The sequence below is a fragment of the Aequorivita capsosiphonis DSM 23843 genome (assembly GCF_000429125.1).
GTDB lineage: Bacteria > Bacteroidota > Bacteroidia > Flavobacteriales > Flavobacteriaceae > Aequorivita > Aequorivita capsosiphonis.
Window position 1 is genome coordinate 175,923 of the sequence record NZ_AUBG01000010.1, and the last position, 16,431, is coordinate 192,353.

The 16,431-nt window shown below is 37.7% G+C and carries 11 protein-coding genes; 6 read left to right on the plus strand and 5 right to left on the minus strand.

The features are described 5' to 3' along the window. Positions 1 to 177: 177 nt before the first annotated feature. Positions 178 to 1,575 (minus strand): T9SS type A sorting domain-containing protein, encoded by a 1,398-nt coding sequence (locus G440_RS0108590; RefSeq protein ID WP_026450931.1) that lies wholly within the window; start codon positions 1,573 to 1,575, stop codon positions 178 to 180. Positions 1,576 to 1,755: 180 nt separating this feature from the next. On the opposite strand from G440_RS0108590, the gene pyrH reads away from it, so the two are divergent. The 3 genes from pyrH (at position 1,756) to G440_RS0108605 (ending at position 4,513) form a co-directional block, all read left to right on the plus strand. Then, positions 1,756 to 2,463 (plus strand): UMP kinase, encoded by a 708-nt coding sequence (gene pyrH, locus G440_RS0108595; protein ID WP_026450932.1) that lies wholly within the window; start codon positions 1,756 to 1,758, stop codon positions 2,461 to 2,463. A gap of 139 nt (positions 2,464 to 2,602) precedes the next feature. Next, entirely contained in the window at positions 2,603 to 3,157 is a 555-nt protein-coding gene (gene frr / locus G440_RS0108600; protein ID WP_026450933.1) for a ribosome recycling factor, read from the plus strand. A gap of 90 nt (positions 3,158 to 3,247) precedes the next feature. Next, positions 3,248 to 4,513 (plus strand): DUF5686 family protein, encoded by a 1,266-nt coding sequence (locus G440_RS0108605; protein ID WP_026450934.1) that lies wholly within the window; start codon positions 3,248 to 3,250, stop codon positions 4,511 to 4,513. 71 nt (positions 4,514 to 4,584) lie between these two features. Here the strand turns inward: G440_RS0108605 and hflX are convergent, their stop codons facing one another. Beyond that, a complete protein-coding gene (hflX, locus tag G440_RS0108610) occupies positions 4,585 to 5,796 on the minus strand; it encodes a GTPase HflX (protein ID WP_026450935.1) in 1,212 nt (403 codons plus the stop codon). A gap of 467 nt (positions 5,797 to 6,263) precedes the next feature. Here hflX and G440_RS0108615 point away from each other — a divergent pair, with 467 nt between their 5' ends. The 3 genes from G440_RS0108615 (at position 6,264) to G440_RS0108625 (ending at position 11,480) form a co-directional block, all read left to right on the plus strand. Next, the gene (locus G440_RS0108615; protein WP_026450936.1) at positions 6,264 to 8,525 is read left to right on the plus strand and encodes a T9SS type B sorting domain-containing protein; all 2,262 of its coding nucleotides are present in this window, start codon (positions 6,264 to 6,266) and stop codon (positions 8,523 to 8,525) included. A 123-nt stretch (positions 8,526 to 8,648) separates the two neighbouring features. Then, positions 8,649 to 9,566: a PorP/SprF family type IX secretion system membrane protein gene (locus tag G440_RS0108620; protein WP_026450937.1), complete on the plus strand. Its 918-nt coding sequence runs from the start codon at positions 8,649 to 8,651 to the stop codon at positions 9,564 to 9,566. Positions 9,567 to 9,590: 24 nt separating this feature from the next. Next, on the plus strand, positions 9,591 to 11,480 hold the full coding sequence (locus tag G440_RS0108625; RefSeq protein ID WP_026450938.1) for an OmpA family protein: 1,890 nt from the start codon (positions 9,591 to 9,593) through the stop codon (positions 11,478 to 11,480). Positions 11,481 to 11,566: 86 nt separating this feature from the next. Here the strand turns inward: G440_RS0108625 and G440_RS0108630 are convergent, their stop codons facing one another. From G440_RS0108630 to G440_RS0108640, 3 genes are all read right to left on the minus strand, one after another. Continuing rightward, on the minus strand, positions 11,567 to 12,055 hold the full coding sequence (locus G440_RS0108630) for a GNAT family N-acetyltransferase (protein WP_034259250.1): 489 nt from the start codon (positions 12,053 to 12,055) through the stop codon (positions 11,567 to 11,569). Positions 12,056 to 12,136: 81 nt separating this feature from the next. Next, the gene (locus G440_RS0108635; protein ID WP_026450940.1) at positions 12,137 to 13,522 is read right to left on the minus strand and encodes a DUF5689 domain-containing protein; all 1,386 of its coding nucleotides are present in this window, start codon (positions 13,520 to 13,522) and stop codon (positions 12,137 to 12,139) included. A 28-nt stretch (positions 13,523 to 13,550) separates the two neighbouring features. After that, positions 13,551 to 16,310 carry a carboxypeptidase-like regulatory domain-containing protein gene (locus tag G440_RS0108640; protein ID WP_026450941.1) on the minus strand — a complete coding sequence of 920 codons (2,760 nt, stop codon included), beginning with the start codon at positions 16,308 to 16,310 and terminating at the stop codon, positions 13,551 to 13,553. Positions 16,311 to 16,431 lie beyond the last annotated feature (121 nt).

Genomic DNA, 16,431 nt, shown 5'->3' on the forward strand with positions numbered 1-16,431 from the left:
ATTTATAATTCGAAAAGAGGCTGATTGCTTTCAGCCTCTTTTTTTTGTGTTATAGTTTATTGTATATCTGTATTTAATAATAAAACAAAAAAATTATAATTTATTACCAGACCTCACAGGTCTCAGAGACCTGTGAGGTCTTTCAATTTGTGGATATTCAGGTAGTTTTTTCACAGCCTATTTCTTCACAATCTTCTTAACCAGTTTTTTCCCTTCGGAAGAAATGACCGCCAGGTACATTCCTGTAGTTAGATGACTCAGACTTAGTTCCGTTTTTTCGGCTAAGGGCGAAACTTCTAAAACCTTTCTTCCCATAAGATCAAAAACTTCAATATTTTGAATCTGTCCATTCGCTTCTACAAATATGTTATTCGCTGAAGGGTTCGGATATAACGCTATTTCAGTTTGCTTTAAATCTTCAATTCCAAGATTTGTATTAACCCCAAAAATAGTTTGATATGTCTTCGCATCAAATTGTACCGTAATGGTGTAAACTCCATCCATCGAATTGCCATCAATTGGGAAATTCCACTGTCCCCAAGCTGCTGTATAATCTGGCCAAGTAGAATCAAAATCGTAATCATAAAGAATGCTTCCGTCCGGTTTCTTTACGTTAATATGTGTTCTGGCATTCGTCTGTAAATCGCGATAAAAAATGCGAAATCTTACGGTTTCACCGGGGTGGAAATTGAGTTCGCGATAGGTGTTTTCAACAATTCCACAAGCGTCGTCAAAAGCGTCTGAGTTGTGCGTGGAGAGGGTCAAGATTTCAGGAACAAAATAATCTGGTTGCTCCGCCCACCAGCTTTCAGAATTTAAACTATTACACGGTCCTGCATAAGGGTCAATAAGATGGCCATCCGAATCGTGTACTTCAAAATGCACATGCGGAATATCGCTGCTGCCAGAACTTCCAGCCCTGCCCAAATATTCTCCAGCTTCAACGGTATCTCCCACGCCTTTTGAGGTTATGCTTCCACTTTTGAAATGCCAATACCAAGTTCGCGAGCCATCGGCGTGTTCCATGATAATTCCATTCCAATTTTGGTTACCATTGTTATCACAGTTTTTGTCAAAGTTTCCGTCCTTTTTTTGTAGAATAATACCTGGAGCGGCAGCCACAATCTCCATCACATCCTCCTCCATTTTTTTCCAAGGGTAGGGCCAAACCACATAATCTGTTCCTCGATGATTTCCACCAACGTAATCATAGGTTCTTTCGCCACAATTGTAATCCAATAAATGTCCATTGGAAGTAGGATCTTGATCTACTTGATTGAACAATGAATAATAGCCATAATCATCATACCCAGCTTTCGGCCGAAAAGGTAGAATAAATAAAGGATGCGCTGTAGCGCGTTGCTGAAAAAAGGTTGGATTTTTTTCAAGAATCAGGTTTCTATGCGCAGTAATTTCTCGCATCACCTCTTGTCTTTGGGTATCGGGAATACATGCTGTTACTTCCAAAGAAATGGGATGAAAGGAAACTGGAGATGGTGGTTTTTTAAAGTCATTGTTTTGGGCGGTTGCAAAAGCCGTGACGCCCAGTAATATATAAAATAAATGTGTTTTCATAATGCAAAATATTAAGGATTATTAGTTACTTAGTATTGTAACATCGAAATAGAAGGAGGAATGTCATCAAGAAAAAAATCTTACTAACTTTTGATAAATTTCACTTCCAAAAACTACTTTCATTAATTACTTACACCGCATCAATATTTTTCTTTATTTTTGCCCCAGCAAATCCAAATTATGCAATACAAAAGAATTCTTTTAAAACTTTCTGGTGAAGCCTTGATGGGCAATCAACAATATGGAATTGATCCTGTTCGCCTTAAGGAATACGCTCAAGAAATTAAACAGATTACCGAAAAAGGAGTAGAAGTAGCCATTGTTATTGGCGGCGGAAATATTTTTAGAGGTTTGTCTGGAGCTAGTAGCGGCATGGACCGAGTTCAGGGAGATCACATGGGAATGCTCGCAACTGTAATCAATGGCCTAGCCCTACAGAGCGCCTTAGAAAATGAAGACGTGCCTACCCGCTTGCAAAGCGCTATTAACATCAATGAAGTTGCAGAGCCGTTTATCCGAAGAAAAGCGATACGCCATTTAGAAAAAGGACGTGTAGTAATTTTTGGAGGTGGCACAGGAAATCCTTATTTTACAACCGATTCCGCAGCCGTTTTACGCGCTATTGAAATCAGTGCCGACGTTATTCTGAAAGGAACCCGCGTGGACGGAATATACACTAGCGATCCAGAAAAAGATAAACTTGCAACAAAATTCGATTTCATCACTTTTGAAGATGTATTGCAAAAAGGTTTAAAAGTCATGGACACGACAGCCTTTACTCTAAGTCAAGAAAACGAGTTGCCAATTATTGTTTTTGATATGAACACCAAAGGAAACCTATTAAAAGTAATTTCTGGAGAAAAGATTGGAACGAAAGTAAATTTGTAACCCACCAGCCCCCTAAAGGGGGAACGTAAGGATAAATAAAATTGAATTTTGAATAATAAATTCTTAGTTTTGAAATTATTCAATTTTAAACAATAACTAGTATTAATTTATTCGCCCGGTTATCGAGCGAAGTCGAGATATGGAAGACGAAATAGATTTTATCATTGAAGGCACAAAAGAAGCCATGGCTAATGCCTTAAAACATCTTGAAAAACAATTGGTTAATATCCGCGCCGGAAAAGCTTCACCATCTATGGTTGGTGGCGTGATGGTAGATTATTACGGAAGTCCAACGCCGCTGGGGCAAGTTGCCAACGTAAACACTCCAGATGGAATGACCATTTCCATCCAACCTTGGGAAAAGGGCCTGATCCCAGAAATTGAGCGCGGCATTCATCTTGCAAATCTAGGCTTTAACCCCATGAACAATGGTGAAAGCGTAATCATCAACGTTCCCCCTTTGACCGAAGAACGAAGAAAAGATCTCGCTAAACAGGCCAAGTCTGCATCTGAAGAGGCAAAAATTGGAGTTCGTAACGATCGTAAAAATGCGAATAACGATCTTAAAGATTTAGATATTTCTGAAGACCTTCAAAAAGGGCTGGAAGGAGACATTCAAGAAATGACAGACCAGCACATCAAGAAAATTGATGAAATCTTTGCGAAAAAAGAAAAGGAAATAATGACAGTTTAAGACTCTTTCCGTTAAACTAAATACAATAAAGCGGCACATTTGCCGCTTTATTGTATTTTTAGGAGCAACAACTATCCGCAAATCAAATATATGCAAAAACCTTTCTTCCTTTTTTTGCTTCTTCTTGGATTTTCTACTTATGCCCAAGAACCGGCGGTACAGACTAAAAAGGACACCATTTCTACTATTGAAGAGAAAAAGGAACATCCACTTTCTACAGGGTATTATCCCATAGGTTTTTTTGATGTTGATTTAAAAACCATCATTAAATTAAACCAGTATGAAGGATTTAGATTAGGTATTGGAGGTCTTACCAACGATAAACTTTTTGAGAAATATAAATTGGGAGGCTATATAGCCTATGGATTTAAGGATCGCGCCCTAAAATACAGTCTTGGCGCAAGTGCACGCGTAAACAAGGAAAAAAAAGCATGGATAAGTCTTTACTATGCAGATGATATCAAGGAAATAGGAACCTACGATTATCTTACTGACGCGCGCGTTTATTCTATTTTTGAACCTAGATTGATAAACATTATCCAGTTTTATAAATATAAAAAATGGTACGCCAATATAGCCAGCGAACTTACTCCGAAAATACTTGCAGAATTTCGAATTGAGCACAGTAAGGTGGAAAACGTGGAGAATTATTATTTTATAAATGACGGCATTCCTTATAGGAACTATAAATTAGCAGAAGCGACGCTTTCCTTCAGAATAAGTCCAAAAACAAACTTTTTTACGAATGAAGACGGCACCAAAGAATATTTTGACGGTTTCCCAAAGATTAGCGCACAAATAACACAAGGATTTAAAGGGATTGCCGGCAGCGATTTTAACTATACCAAATTTGCATTAAAATTTGACTATTACATAAAACGTACCGATCTTTCCTCTACTAATATTTTATTGGATGGGTCTCTGGCATTAGGCGACGTACCTTTAACGCATTTATTTCACGCCTATCCAAACCAACCTAACAAGGAAAAACTAACCCAGCGATTTTCAGTTGCAGGTGTCCAAAGTTTTGAAACCATGCACTTTGGAGAATTTTTTTCAGATAGGTTAATGATGCTTCAGATAAAGCACAGTTTGCGAAGGTTTAAACTAACTGAAAAATGGAAGCCAGAGCTCGTGTTTATTACGCGTCATGCTTGGGGAGATATGAGCAATACCAACCGCCACTTCGGAATTCCTTTTAATACCCTGGAACATCTTTACAACGAAAGTGGCCTAGAATTAAACAAGATCCTTTTTGGATTTGGACTCAGTGCGGCTTATCGATATGGCTATTATAACTTACCGAGTTTTGAAGAAAACTTATCCTTTAAGTTTACTTTTAATTTAAAAATATAAAGTCAAATTTCTTTCGGAATGCTCCTGCAATACTTCAGTTGTAATATCGAATTATATTGAACAAATTGCTTTTATTCCTCTTCGCTATATTCATTATATAGAAAATTGTTATACGGAAAACGGGTAGTGTGTATTTCCTTTACCTTTTCATATAGCATTTTTCGAAATTCATTAAAGTTCTCTTTGTTCAATGCAGAAATAAAAATGGCTTCACCATTTACTTTGGCCATCCAGGTTTGTTTCCATTCATCTAAAGTATGGTGGGCCGTTGTTTTTTCAGTTATTAAGTCGTCCTCCTCTATTTCCTCGGGATTATACGCATCAATTTTATTAAAAACCATCACTGTTGGCTTATCTGCACTACCTATCTCGTCTAAGGTTTTATTAACAGAAGCAATATGATGTTCAAATGATGGATGACTAATATCAACCACGTGAAGCAATAAATCTGCCTCCCGTACTTCATCCAGCGTACTTTTAAAAGATTCCACTAATTGCGTGGGTAATTTTCTAATAAAACCAACGGTATCGGTCAACAGAAAAGGAAGGTTTCCAATAACAACTTTTCGAACCGTTGTATCCAATGTTGCAAAAAGTTTATTTTCAGCAAATACCTCGCTTTTGCTGATTACATTCATCAAAGTAGATTTACCAACGTTTGTATATCCCACAAGAGCCACGCGAACCAATGATCCGCGATTGCCTCTTTGCACATCCATCTGACGGTCTATTTTCTTTAATTTCTGTTTCAATAGAGTAATACGGTCACGAACAATTCGTCTATCAGTTTCAATCTCGGTTTCACCAGGGCCGCGCATTCCAATACCACCGCGCTGACGCTCCAAGTGCGTCCACATTCCTGCTAGTCTTGGCAATAAATATTCATATTGAGCCAGTTCAACTTGCGTACGCGCATAACTGGTTTGGGCGCGTTGAGCGAAAATATCAAGAATCAAATTGGTTCTATCTATTATTTTACACTGAAGAATTTTTTCAATATTTTTTTGTTGTGCGGGAGAAAGTTCGTCATCAAAAATAGCAACGCTTATGTCGTTTTCCTCGACATAATTTTTAACCTCGTCCAACTTTCCAGTTCCAATAAAGGTTTTTGGATTTGGCACTTCCATCTTTTGGGTGAAGCGTTTCGAGACCTCACCTCCAGCGGTGAAGGCCAAAAATTCGAGTTCATCAAGGTACTCCGTTGATTTTTCCTCGTCTTGATACTGTGTAATCAGGCCGATTAACACTGTTTTTTCATAAGAAATATCCGTTCTTTCAATCATATAATTATGTTAGCGCTAGCGATGTGGTTTTTACTTTAAATAGCAATAGGGGTATTGCAACCTCCATATAAAATTAACATGGATCACAAATGTACGAAAACACTAAGCAAGAGTTTTTTTACTTTAGAAGCAATTAACATCATTTTATTCATAAATAATAAATTTTTTTTAACTTAGCATCTAAAAACATTGAAATACGCTTAGAAATTAGGATCGATTTTAAGGTTTATGTGAAAAGTCATCTTGTTGAAATAAAGTATAAAGGATCAAAAAGCTCAGAATCCAAGATTAAGAATTTGATTATCAACAAGGAACAAGTTTGTGAGGCAGACTTTGGATTCTTGCAACTTTTACGTTAAAAAGATAAATAAGCCTTGACGTCCTTCTTTTATCAGAATTTTTATCTATTTTCGTGTTAAATTTAGGTTAACACACAATAACAGATTTTCACTTCCAAAAAAAACTTTATGAATAAAAAATTACTTCTCTATTTACAAAGTTGTCATTATTTTTTTAAAGCCAACTTTAGACAGCACGCCTTAGCGCTTTTTAGTTTCTTACTAATATCTTTTTCTGCATTTGCGCAAGGACCTGGATGTCCTAACGTTTTTGCCGGCGACGATGTAGCGTTGGACTGCGACGAACCATGTACCGACCTTACCGCAAGTTATCTCAATACTGGAGAAACATCGAGTTATGCAGTTTCTTCCATTCCTTATGAACCTCCATTCCCATTTACGGGCGGAACTCCTGTTTCTGTGGACACAGATGATGTATGGTCTAACGCAATTCAATTACCCTTTGACTTTTGCTTTTTCGGGGAAACTTATACGGAAATGGTAATTGGCTCTAACGCAGCAATCTCATTTGATTTGAATGCAAACTCTCCCGGCGGCTATTGTGGTTGGAGTTTTGACGAATCAATTCCTAACCCGAACTTATTTTCAGCAGCGATCTTTGGACCGTATATGGATGTTGATCCATCGGTATCTGGCTCCGGACAAATTAATTGGACCGTTTTTGGAGAGGCACCTTGCCGAACCATGGTAGTTAATTTTCCAGGAATCCCATTTTATAGTTCTTCTTGCAACAACCTTGAACTAACGTCACAAGTAGTTATTTATGAAACTACCAATGTAGTAGAGGTATACGTAGAGGATAGATCTAACGGTTGTACTTGGAACGATGGCAACGCTGTTTTGGGAATCCAAAATGAAGGCGGTAGCCAAGGATATACTCCTCCAGGAAGAAATACTGGTAATTGGAGTGCTTCCAACGAAGCGTGGCGTTTTACGCCCGATGGCGAATCAAACGTTGAATTCACCTGGTTAGATTCAAACGGAGAAGTAATTGGCACAGAGCCAACCCTTAATGTTTGCCCAACGGAAGCTTCAACTGTATATACAGCACAAGCAGTTTACACCAACTGTAATGGAGATGTGGTTACTGAATCTGATGATGTAACGGTAACCAGAACAGGATCTTTTACACTTAATCTTGGTGGAGATCAGGAATTGTGTGACACACCAAGTTATGAAATTACTGCAGAAGTAATAGACGGAAATCCCGCAGATGCTACCTTCCTATGGAGCACAGGGGAAACCACACAAAGTATTACTGTAACCGATTCTGGAACTTATACCGTAGATGTTTCTATTGGTACTTGCACCCTTATTGGTTCAGTGGATATCAATTTTAACGAACGTCCGTTGTTTGATTTAGGTGATAACATGGAAACTTGCTTTTCTGAGCCAGTTATTCTAGATGCTACCCCATCCAATTACAACCCTACTGACGCTACTTATGAGTGGAGTCTAGATGGCACTGTACTGGCAGACGAAACAAACCCAACGCTCAATGCAAGTGACTATGGTGTTTACACCGTAACTGTTGATGTGGCAGGTTGTTCGGCTACAGATGAAGTAACGATTTCCGAACAAGACCTTCAGGTTTCTTTAGGAGAAGATCTTGAATCTTGCTTTGAAGGATCTGAAACCCTTACCGCCCAAGCAACGGGCTTCAACCCTAGCGACGCAAATTATACTTGGAAATTAGATGGTGAAACCATTGAAGAAGAAAATAGTTCTACATTAATAATATATGAAATAGGAACTTACACTGTAACGGCTTCTATTGGAAGCTGTAGCGCAACAGATAGTATAGATGTTACATTTAAAGACGACCTTGAAGTTACTATTGAGGGAGGTGATTTCCAAACCTGTCCAAAAGAAGAGCACACTTTAAAAGCATCTACACGTGAAAATGGCGCAACCTACCAATGGTATCTTAATGGAGATATATTGACTGGAGAAACAAACAGTACAATCGATATTATGTTAGAACCAGGAACCATGGGATCTCAAATCTACTTGGTGGAGATTTCAGCTGGTGGCTGTACCGGATCAGATTCTGTAGAGGTCAGTTTATACGATCTTACAAACTGCGTAATTACTCAAGGAATTTCACCAAACAATGATGGCTTTAATGATTCGTTGGAGCTTAGCTGGCTAAACGACAGATCTGGGATTGTAAAACTTAAAATCTATAACAGATATGGAACATTGGTTTTTGACCAACGTGATTATAGCAACCAGTGGAATGGCCAGTCTGATAAAGGCAATGAGCTCCCAACGGGTACCTATTTTTATGTAATTGACCTTAAAAATGTTGATGCTGTTTACGGATCACGAACTACCGGTTGGATTTATCTGAACCGGAAAGCCAACTAAACACATTAATTATTTTTAACTACCAAATAGATAAATATGAAATGCCCAATTTCACTTAACCCTATAATCAAAGATGAATTATTTGGGCATTCCATCTTCCATTTTATAAAATATTTTATACAGATGAAAAAACATATATATAGCATAATAGTATTGATGGCAGTGTTGTTGTTTCAGGACGCACAGGCGCAACAAGATCCTCAATATACCCAATACATGTACAACATGAATGTGGTGAATCCTGCTTATGCGGGTTCTAAGGAAAGTCTTTCCTTTACTGCACTTTATAGAGATCAATGGTCAGGTTTTGACGGCCATCCTGTTACCTTCGCTTTCTCGGCACATTCGCCAATAAGTGAAAGAGTAGGCCTTGGTGTATCAGCCATAAAAGATGAACTTGGCCCAGTTCAAGAAACCAATGTGTATGCAGACTTCTCATACACCATTCCTGTGAATAACAGGGTGAAACTTGCTTTGGGTCTAAAAGCAGGAGCAACTTTTCACAAAGTAGGGCTCTCCACTTTAGAACTACAGGATCCAAACGATCCATTCCTGTCTGAAAACATAAACAACACCTACCCCAACGTAGGTGCTGGAGCTTTTCTCTATGGCGATTCGTTCTATATTGGAGTTTCAGTTCCTAATATGTTGAAATCCGTCCATTTGGATGAAAACGGTATTAAGTATGGCTCAGAAGTCAATCACTACTTTGCAACAGGAGGGTTCATTTTCGATGTTAATAAAAACTTTAGGCTGAAACCGTCCATAATGGTTAAAGGTGCTACTGGTGCCCCAGTTTCTTATGACTTAAACCTAAACTCACTATTTTACGACACTTTTGAACTTGGAGTTTCTTACAGAATAGAACAAACTTTTAGTGGATTAATTGGTTTTCAACTTACGGAGAATATAAAAATTGGCTACGCTTATGATCATGTATCCGGCGGTTTATCAGCAATATCACGGAGTTCTCACGAAGTGTTTTTCGCGTTTGATCTTTACTTTAAGCCACGTGTATTACGTTCGCCAAGATTCTTTTAACAACAAAAAAAAAATTCATATAATATGAACAAGATATATACAATACTTTTACTGATAGCCGTAAGCACATCTATGATTACCGCTCAGAATCGTAACACCAAAAAGGCTGATCAATATTATGATCGCTTGCAATATACCGATGCTACCGCCGCTTATGAAAAGCTCCTAAATGAAGGCGAGAAAAACACCTATGTTTATGTACGTTTAGCAAATAGCTACTATTTTATCAACGATACAAAAAATGCCGAAAGATTTTACGAGAAGGCAATAAATGATGAAGGAATTACCTCTGAAACAGTTTATAATTACGCACAATCTTTAAAGGCGAATGGTAAATTTGAAATGTACAATAAGTGGATGAAAATATTTGCTAGCATGATACCGAGCGATTCTCGAGCTATGGCTTTTATGGAAAACCCGAATTACCTACCTAAAATCATGGATTCCACAGCACAAAGGTATTTTGTAACCAATCTTACTGAATTGAACTCGAAATTTTCAGATTTTGGAGGGACAGCTTTTCAAAATGAACTTTATTTTAGTTCGGCCAGAAACGAAACTGGTAAAGTTTATGGCTGGAATGAAGAACCTTATTTGGAGATTTATACAGCTACCATTAATGCCGATGGTTCTGTAAAAAATGCAAAACTCCTAAAAGGTGATGTTAATACAAAATATCATGAAAGTACAGTGGCTATTACCCCAGACGGGAAACGTATGTATTTTGATAGAAATGATTACTACGGAGGTAAATACAAAAAGAATTCTGCAGGTATAAACCAGTTAAACATATATTACGCTGAAAACGTAAACGGTGCATGGAAAGACATAAAATCCGTGTCGTTTAACGATAATGAATATTCAAACAGTCACCCAGCACTTAGTCCAGATGGTAAGACCTTGTATTATACAAGTAATCGTCCAGGAGGAATAGGCAACTCAGACATTTATAAAGTGAGTGTCAATGAGGACGGTAGTTTTGGAGTACCAGAAAATCTAGGTGAACCAGTAAATACAGAAGGAGACGAAGGTTTTCCTTATGTAGATTCAGATGGTACACTCTATTTCAGTAGTAATGGACATTTAGGAATGGGTGGATTGGATGTTTTTGCAGCCAAAGCAACAGATGACGGTTTTGGGAAACCAAAAAACCTAGGAATCGGAGCTAATAGTAGTGCCGACGATTTTGCTTTCACTTATAATCCAGAGACGAAACAAGGTTATGTTTCTTCGGACAGAGCTGGCGGTAAAGGTAGCGACGATATTTACAAAATTGGGAAATCAGATCTTTGTAATCTAAATGTTCTAGTGGTAGATGCCAATACTGATATGCCAATCTCCGGCTCACGAATAGAACTTTATGACGAGTTTGAAAATAAACTAAAAAGCCAGACTACAGAAACCGATGGAACAACTGTGTTAACCGTGGATTGCAGCCAAAATCATGTGGTGCAAGCGTTTATGGAAGGTTACGAAAGTAATTCCGAGACTGTTTCTTCTTCAGAGGACGACGAGTTAAATGTTCGTATAGCACTTCGTCCAATCGGTGAAATTGTTGATGGTAATACTGTAAAATTAAATCCAATTCTCTTTGACTTTGATAAACATAACATCAAACCACAAGCGGCTTTTGAACTAGATAAACTAGTGGAATTGATGAAGAAAAACCCTGAAATGATTATTAAAGTGGAGAGCTTCACAGATAACCGTGGCTCAGACTCCTATAATTTGGGTCTTTCAGATAGACGTGCAAAAAGCACCGTACAATACGTAATTTCAAAAGGTATTGCGAAAGACAGAATCAGCGGAAAAGGTTTTGGCGAAAACAACCCCGCGGTTGATTGTGGCGCAAATTGTACTGAAGCACAGCACCAAGAAAATAGACGTTCAGAATTTACTGTGATGAATAAATAATTTTTTTTTAAAAAGAGTAACTAAGTAACTAACCAGAAAAGCCTTCGCAGGTTCGAGTAATCGAATGTTGCGAGGGTTTTTTTTTATTATAATTTCATTTTATAATAAGCAGCGGGTAACCCAATGTATTCTCCGTTATAATCCCATTGAAAACCTTGGTTTACCAAAATTCTTTTAGACGCAGTATTTTCTGGGTCAATAATGGCGATCAAATTATGAATCTCATCAACATGTTTTCCAAGGTTTATTAATGTTTGGGCGATTTCAGTACCGTAACCTTTTCTCCAAAATTCTGGCATAAGTAGATAACCAATCTCTGCCTCGTTTTCTTTAGTCATTTCAAGCTTTGAATGCGCTACAAAACTACCATCAGAAAGGAGTGATACTTTAAAATGACCGATTCCAGGATTTTCCCTATTTATTTTTAACATTTTTTCTAAACGCTTTCTTGCTTCATCCTCAGGATCGGGTCGCCCCGTTACCATTTCCATAACATCGGCGTTGCTTACCAATTGATAATAATCATCAAAATCTGCAGCGGTATAATGGCTAAATATTAATCTTTCAGAATTCATGTTTGCTGATTTTTATAAAAGTAAAAAAAACTACCTCATAATAAAACGGTTTCTTTGCGAAGAAAAGTCATCATTTAAAGTTTATTCAGTCACAGAAATATTATCAATTTGATAAGTAGTTTTAATGCCACTTGAAGCACCTAGGTATCGATAGGCAACATACACCACATTTCCGGCATAATCCGAAAGATCAACATCACCAGAAGGAGTAAATTCGGCTCCATAGCCGGCAGTATTTCCTGAGGAAATAATAGCGCTCAAGTCAGTCCATTCGGCCGTTGTAACATCTCCTGTGAAGTCTGTAGAAACCTTTACGGTTAGCGCCATTCCGTTATAAAAACCATCATTGGTGTCAAAAGTGAGTTTTGGAGAAGAACCACTTGGCAAATTTAAGCCAGGAGTAACCAACCAAACTTCGCAAGGATTCTCCCCTGAACTCTTGGCCGTTGTTTGTGCATAGTTATTTGAATTGAATTCCATCACTTCAAACACTGTAGACCTGCCGTTTACGTTTACGTTTGTCCATCCCTCAATATCCACTGGTATATCGGTTCCGGAATTCTGCCCTTCAAAATCTTGTAAAAATGGTAATTCCAAAATAGCTCCAGTTCCTCCTTGATTACAACGTTCATCATTCATCACAACATCATCAATATCTCGTATAAATAATTGTACATCATTATTAAAGCGACTTAAAACAGCGGTCAACGTGCCTTTACCTTCTGGAAGCAACAAGCCCTTAAAATCTGAGAAACCACTTGTTCGTAACATGATGGTTTCTTCATCACAATTTTCCAATTGCCTATTAACGCTAAAGGTATTACTCGGATTTCCATAATGTGCAACTCCCGCAAGACCGTCAGGAAACTGGATATTTTCAAATTTAATCAGCGTGTTTAAAAATTCACTGTTCGTATCATTATCGTTTACTTCGGAAATTGTAACAATTTGCGGAAGAATTTGAATAGTATCCATAGAGCGAAGAATTCTAGAATCAAAATCTTCAACGTTAATACGCCCCACTTCGTCACCATCTTGAATTCCGATGCTAGGCAATCCAGCGTATTCCCCAATATATAATCCATCTACTCGGAAATAAATTTTACGGCCCGGTTCATATTTTGTGTACAGGTTAGTTGCTTCCGTAGAAATAGCTACGCCCGCTGTTGGATTTTGGGGAGCATCTTGAATAACCAAAGATTTGTAGAAATTCCCGGTTTCATCGCTGGAAACCACATAGCCTTGCAAATACAACGCTCTATTTGAGCCATCACCAGCTTCAATTATCTTAGGTTCAAAACCGCGGTAAATACTTTTTACCGCTATGATATTGGTGTTTACATCAACAATTGGCTCGTCAACATTTATCTCCGGCACATTATAATCATCGTCGTGTACGCATGATACCGTCATCATTCCAAAGAAGAATAAGAGGCTTAGCGTTTTTAAAATTTTCAAATTTTTCATAGCTATATCATTTAATGCTTTATCTCAATCAAAATCGAACGTAGAAATTTATATAATAAGTAGTTCCGTAACCATACCAATATTTTGAGCCAAAAACGCGGGTATCATTGGCGGAATCTTCGGAAAGTGTTCTGTAGTTCGAATTTCTTCCTTGTTCAAAGCCACCCGTTTTGTATTTTTTGTCCAGAATATTATTAATGGTGGCAAAAAACCCTAGATAATAGTCTTTGATTCTCCAAGATTTGCCTCCTACTACATTCAGTAATATATAATCATCAAACTTTTCTTGCTTCAATAATGCCCTTGCAATTGCTGGATCATAATCATTGAAAGGCATTCCATCTGTATCGAGATAAAAATTTTTGGTGCGCGTTAAGGGAGAGATACTAACATAAGCATTCGAAAAATAGTTTGCTGTTGCTCCAACCCACCAGAAACCGGGATCGCGGTATTCAAAACCAATTTGATAGGCCTGTTCAGGCCCACCCGATACTTTGTAATTTTCAAGCGCTGATTTTCCATAGAACTGTGGTTCGTCCAAATCATCTGAAGTTAAATAGAGGTTTGGGTTGTTGTCGTATGTATTTTGACCATAGGCAGCAGCTCCCTTTAGTTTAATGGTGGGAGTAACCTGGGCTTCAATTCCCACTTCTAAACCTACATTCTTCTTGTCTATATCGGTAAGCACTTCTTGAACAAAAGCAGTTGACGCAGAACGTCCAGGAACCGAAATTCCATCGGCATAATAAAAAGAAATTTCAGAAGCATTCTGCATCAAAGTATAATAACCAGTCACTCTTGCTTTCACTATTGACGAACGGAATAAATAACTTCCATCAACATTAATAAACTTTTCTTCGGCTAAACCAATTACCGTGGCGTTGTTCTGTCTTGAATTTGAAAAGGCATTTCTCACAGTAGGTGCCGCAGTAAAATAAGCCGTATTAATGTCTAAGATATGCTTTCCAGTTAATCTGTAAGTCGCACCGGCCTTGGCTCCATAGGTGGTAAAGTCAAGTTTTTCGCTTTTCCCAAAGGAATCATTTTCATTGGGATAAGACCCGTTTCTATACAAGCCATTGCGTTGGTAAGAAGTTTTTCCCACTTTTCCCGCCAAATAGAAATCTATTGTGGAATATGAAAACTGTCCCTGTACAAAGCCATTGAAGTCGGTTGCATCAATTTCAAAATTGTATTTAAATTTATCGTCTTTTCCTATTACGCGGTTGGGATTGTTTAAATCATTTTCTGCCGAATCTCCAGTGTTAAACGTATCGATATCCAAATAACCATCTCCTCCCAAAAGATCAATCATATTTGCGAAATTGGCCGAATTCAGACTTCTATAGTTTAAAGAAGCATTCAGTGCAATATTTTCGGTTAACTGAGATCTTAAAATAGTGTTTACAGAAATCTGTTTATCATCATTCCGGTCTTCATATAAATAATAACGGGAAGTTCCACCGTAAAAAATATTGGTTTCATAAATATCTTGCCAGTTTATTTGGCCGTCGTTTACGAAGGTGGAATATGCTTGGTAAGCTCCTTCATAATTTGGTCCATTCTTCTCAGTCAAAAAATAGCTGGGTAGTTTTTTGTAATAGCTTGGATCTGGATTGGGCGCATTATCATAACCTAATCGGCTATTTCCAGTTTTTCCAAATTGATAGCCTATATTGGTATTAAGTTCTGTGTTATTTGAAATACTCCAAAAATGGTTAAGCATAATAACCGGTTCTTCCACTTCCTTAATTCGTGAATTTCGAATTTCACCTTCCTGTTTTCCCCAATAGGAATTATATCTTGTGTCTTTTAGATCATACACCTCTTGCGTATTAGGCGAAGATTTCCCTCTGCGGTTTGGCGTATAGAAAGCCGTAAAATTTAAACTATGGCTTTCACCGAATCTTTTTTCAACGGAAGCAAAAATTGAATTTGCATCATACAAAGTACCTTCATTATATCCTTCTTTAGCAAAACGCCTTCCAATCAAAGCAGAATATGCCCATCCACTTGAAAGCAGCCCGCTATTATAAAAACCTACCGTGCGGCCGCGGTAACTACGGTTGCTGGAGGCATAAGAAATACGTCCTCCTTTGCGATACTGAGATGCCCGCATAATAATGTTGGTAGTTCCAGCGAGATGCCCGAAAGTGTACTCATTCGCAGAAATACCCATAGAAAACATCTGATTGCGCTGAGATTCATTGAGACCACCCCAATTGCTCCATTGTGGCCTACCATTGTATAGTTTATTCATTTCGAGACCGTTGATAAGCACTTTCCCATCTTCGGAATTATAACCTCTTGGTCTAAAAAAAGTAGTGCTAAAATCATAGGCCGCAGCATTCAAAAAAACATCTTTAGACGCTTGAAGCAAACTCGAAACATTATAGGAAGTTCCCTCATCTTCATCTAATTGATCGTCGGAAAGACTGATTACACCAATTTGTTCATTAATTTCTTTTAGGTCGACTACCAAGAGAATAGCTCTTAAATCAATTGGAGCATCATTTTGAATAGTGATAGGAATTTTTAAAGGAAGGTAGCCTGTTTTTGAAATTTTCAAAACCTGTTCCCCCTTTGGCAGATCCTTCTGAAAAAAGGAAAATGCCCCTTGGGCATCTGTATTAGAAGTGAAGATACTATTTTGAATGCTTACAATAACATCCGGAATTGGTTCGCTAGAGATTTTATCAAATACTTTTCCAGATACAACAGCAACTTGAGCGAGGGTCGGAAAACCACCGAATAGAACTATCCATAATATTAAAGTGATACTTTTCATCTCGATACATGTAGTTTAGCATAGTTTTATTCTTAAATGATACTATAAATATATAATAATTTAACTTAAAATTCACATTTTCAGCTAAATACCTTAAATTTAACAAGTTTAACCTAGTTTA

Excerpts from the sequence above, each read along its gene's own strand:
- G440_RS0108590 (WP_026450931.1), bottom strand. The coding sequence starts at position 1,575 with ATGAAAACACATTTATTTTATATATTACTGGGCGTCACGGCTTTTGCA.
- pyrH (WP_026450932.1), top strand. The coding sequence starts at position 1,756 with ATGCAATACAAAAGAATTCTTTTAAAACTTTCTGGTGAAGCCTTGATG.
- frr (WP_026450933.1), top strand. The coding sequence starts at position 2,603 with ATGGAAGACGAAATAGATTTTATCATTGAAGGCACAAAAGAAGCCATG.
- G440_RS0108605 (WP_026450934.1), top strand. The coding sequence starts at position 3,248 with ATGCAAAAACCTTTCTTCCTTTTTTTGCTTCTTCTTGGATTTTCTACT.
- hflX (WP_026450935.1), bottom strand. The coding sequence starts at position 5,796 with ATGATTGAAAGAACGGATATTTCTTATGAAAAAACAGTGTTAATCGGC.
- G440_RS0108615 (WP_026450936.1), top strand. The coding sequence starts at position 6,264 with ATGAATAAAAAATTACTTCTCTATTTACAAAGTTGTCATTATTTTTTT.
- G440_RS0108620 (WP_026450937.1), top strand. The coding sequence starts at position 8,649 with ATGAAAAAACATATATATAGCATAATAGTATTGATGGCAGTGTTGTTG.
- G440_RS0108625 (WP_026450938.1), top strand. The coding sequence starts at position 9,591 with ATGAACAAGATATATACAATACTTTTACTGATAGCCGTAAGCACATCT.
- G440_RS0108630 (WP_034259250.1), bottom strand. The coding sequence starts at position 12,055 with ATGAATTCTGAAAGATTAATATTTAGCCATTATACCGCTGCAGATTTT.
- G440_RS0108635 (WP_026450940.1), bottom strand. The coding sequence starts at position 13,522 with ATGAAAAATTTGAAAATTTTAAAAACGCTAAGCCTCTTATTCTTCTTT.
- G440_RS0108640 (WP_026450941.1), bottom strand. The coding sequence starts at position 16,310 with ATGAAAAGTATCACTTTAATATTATGGATAGTTCTATTCGGTGGTTTT.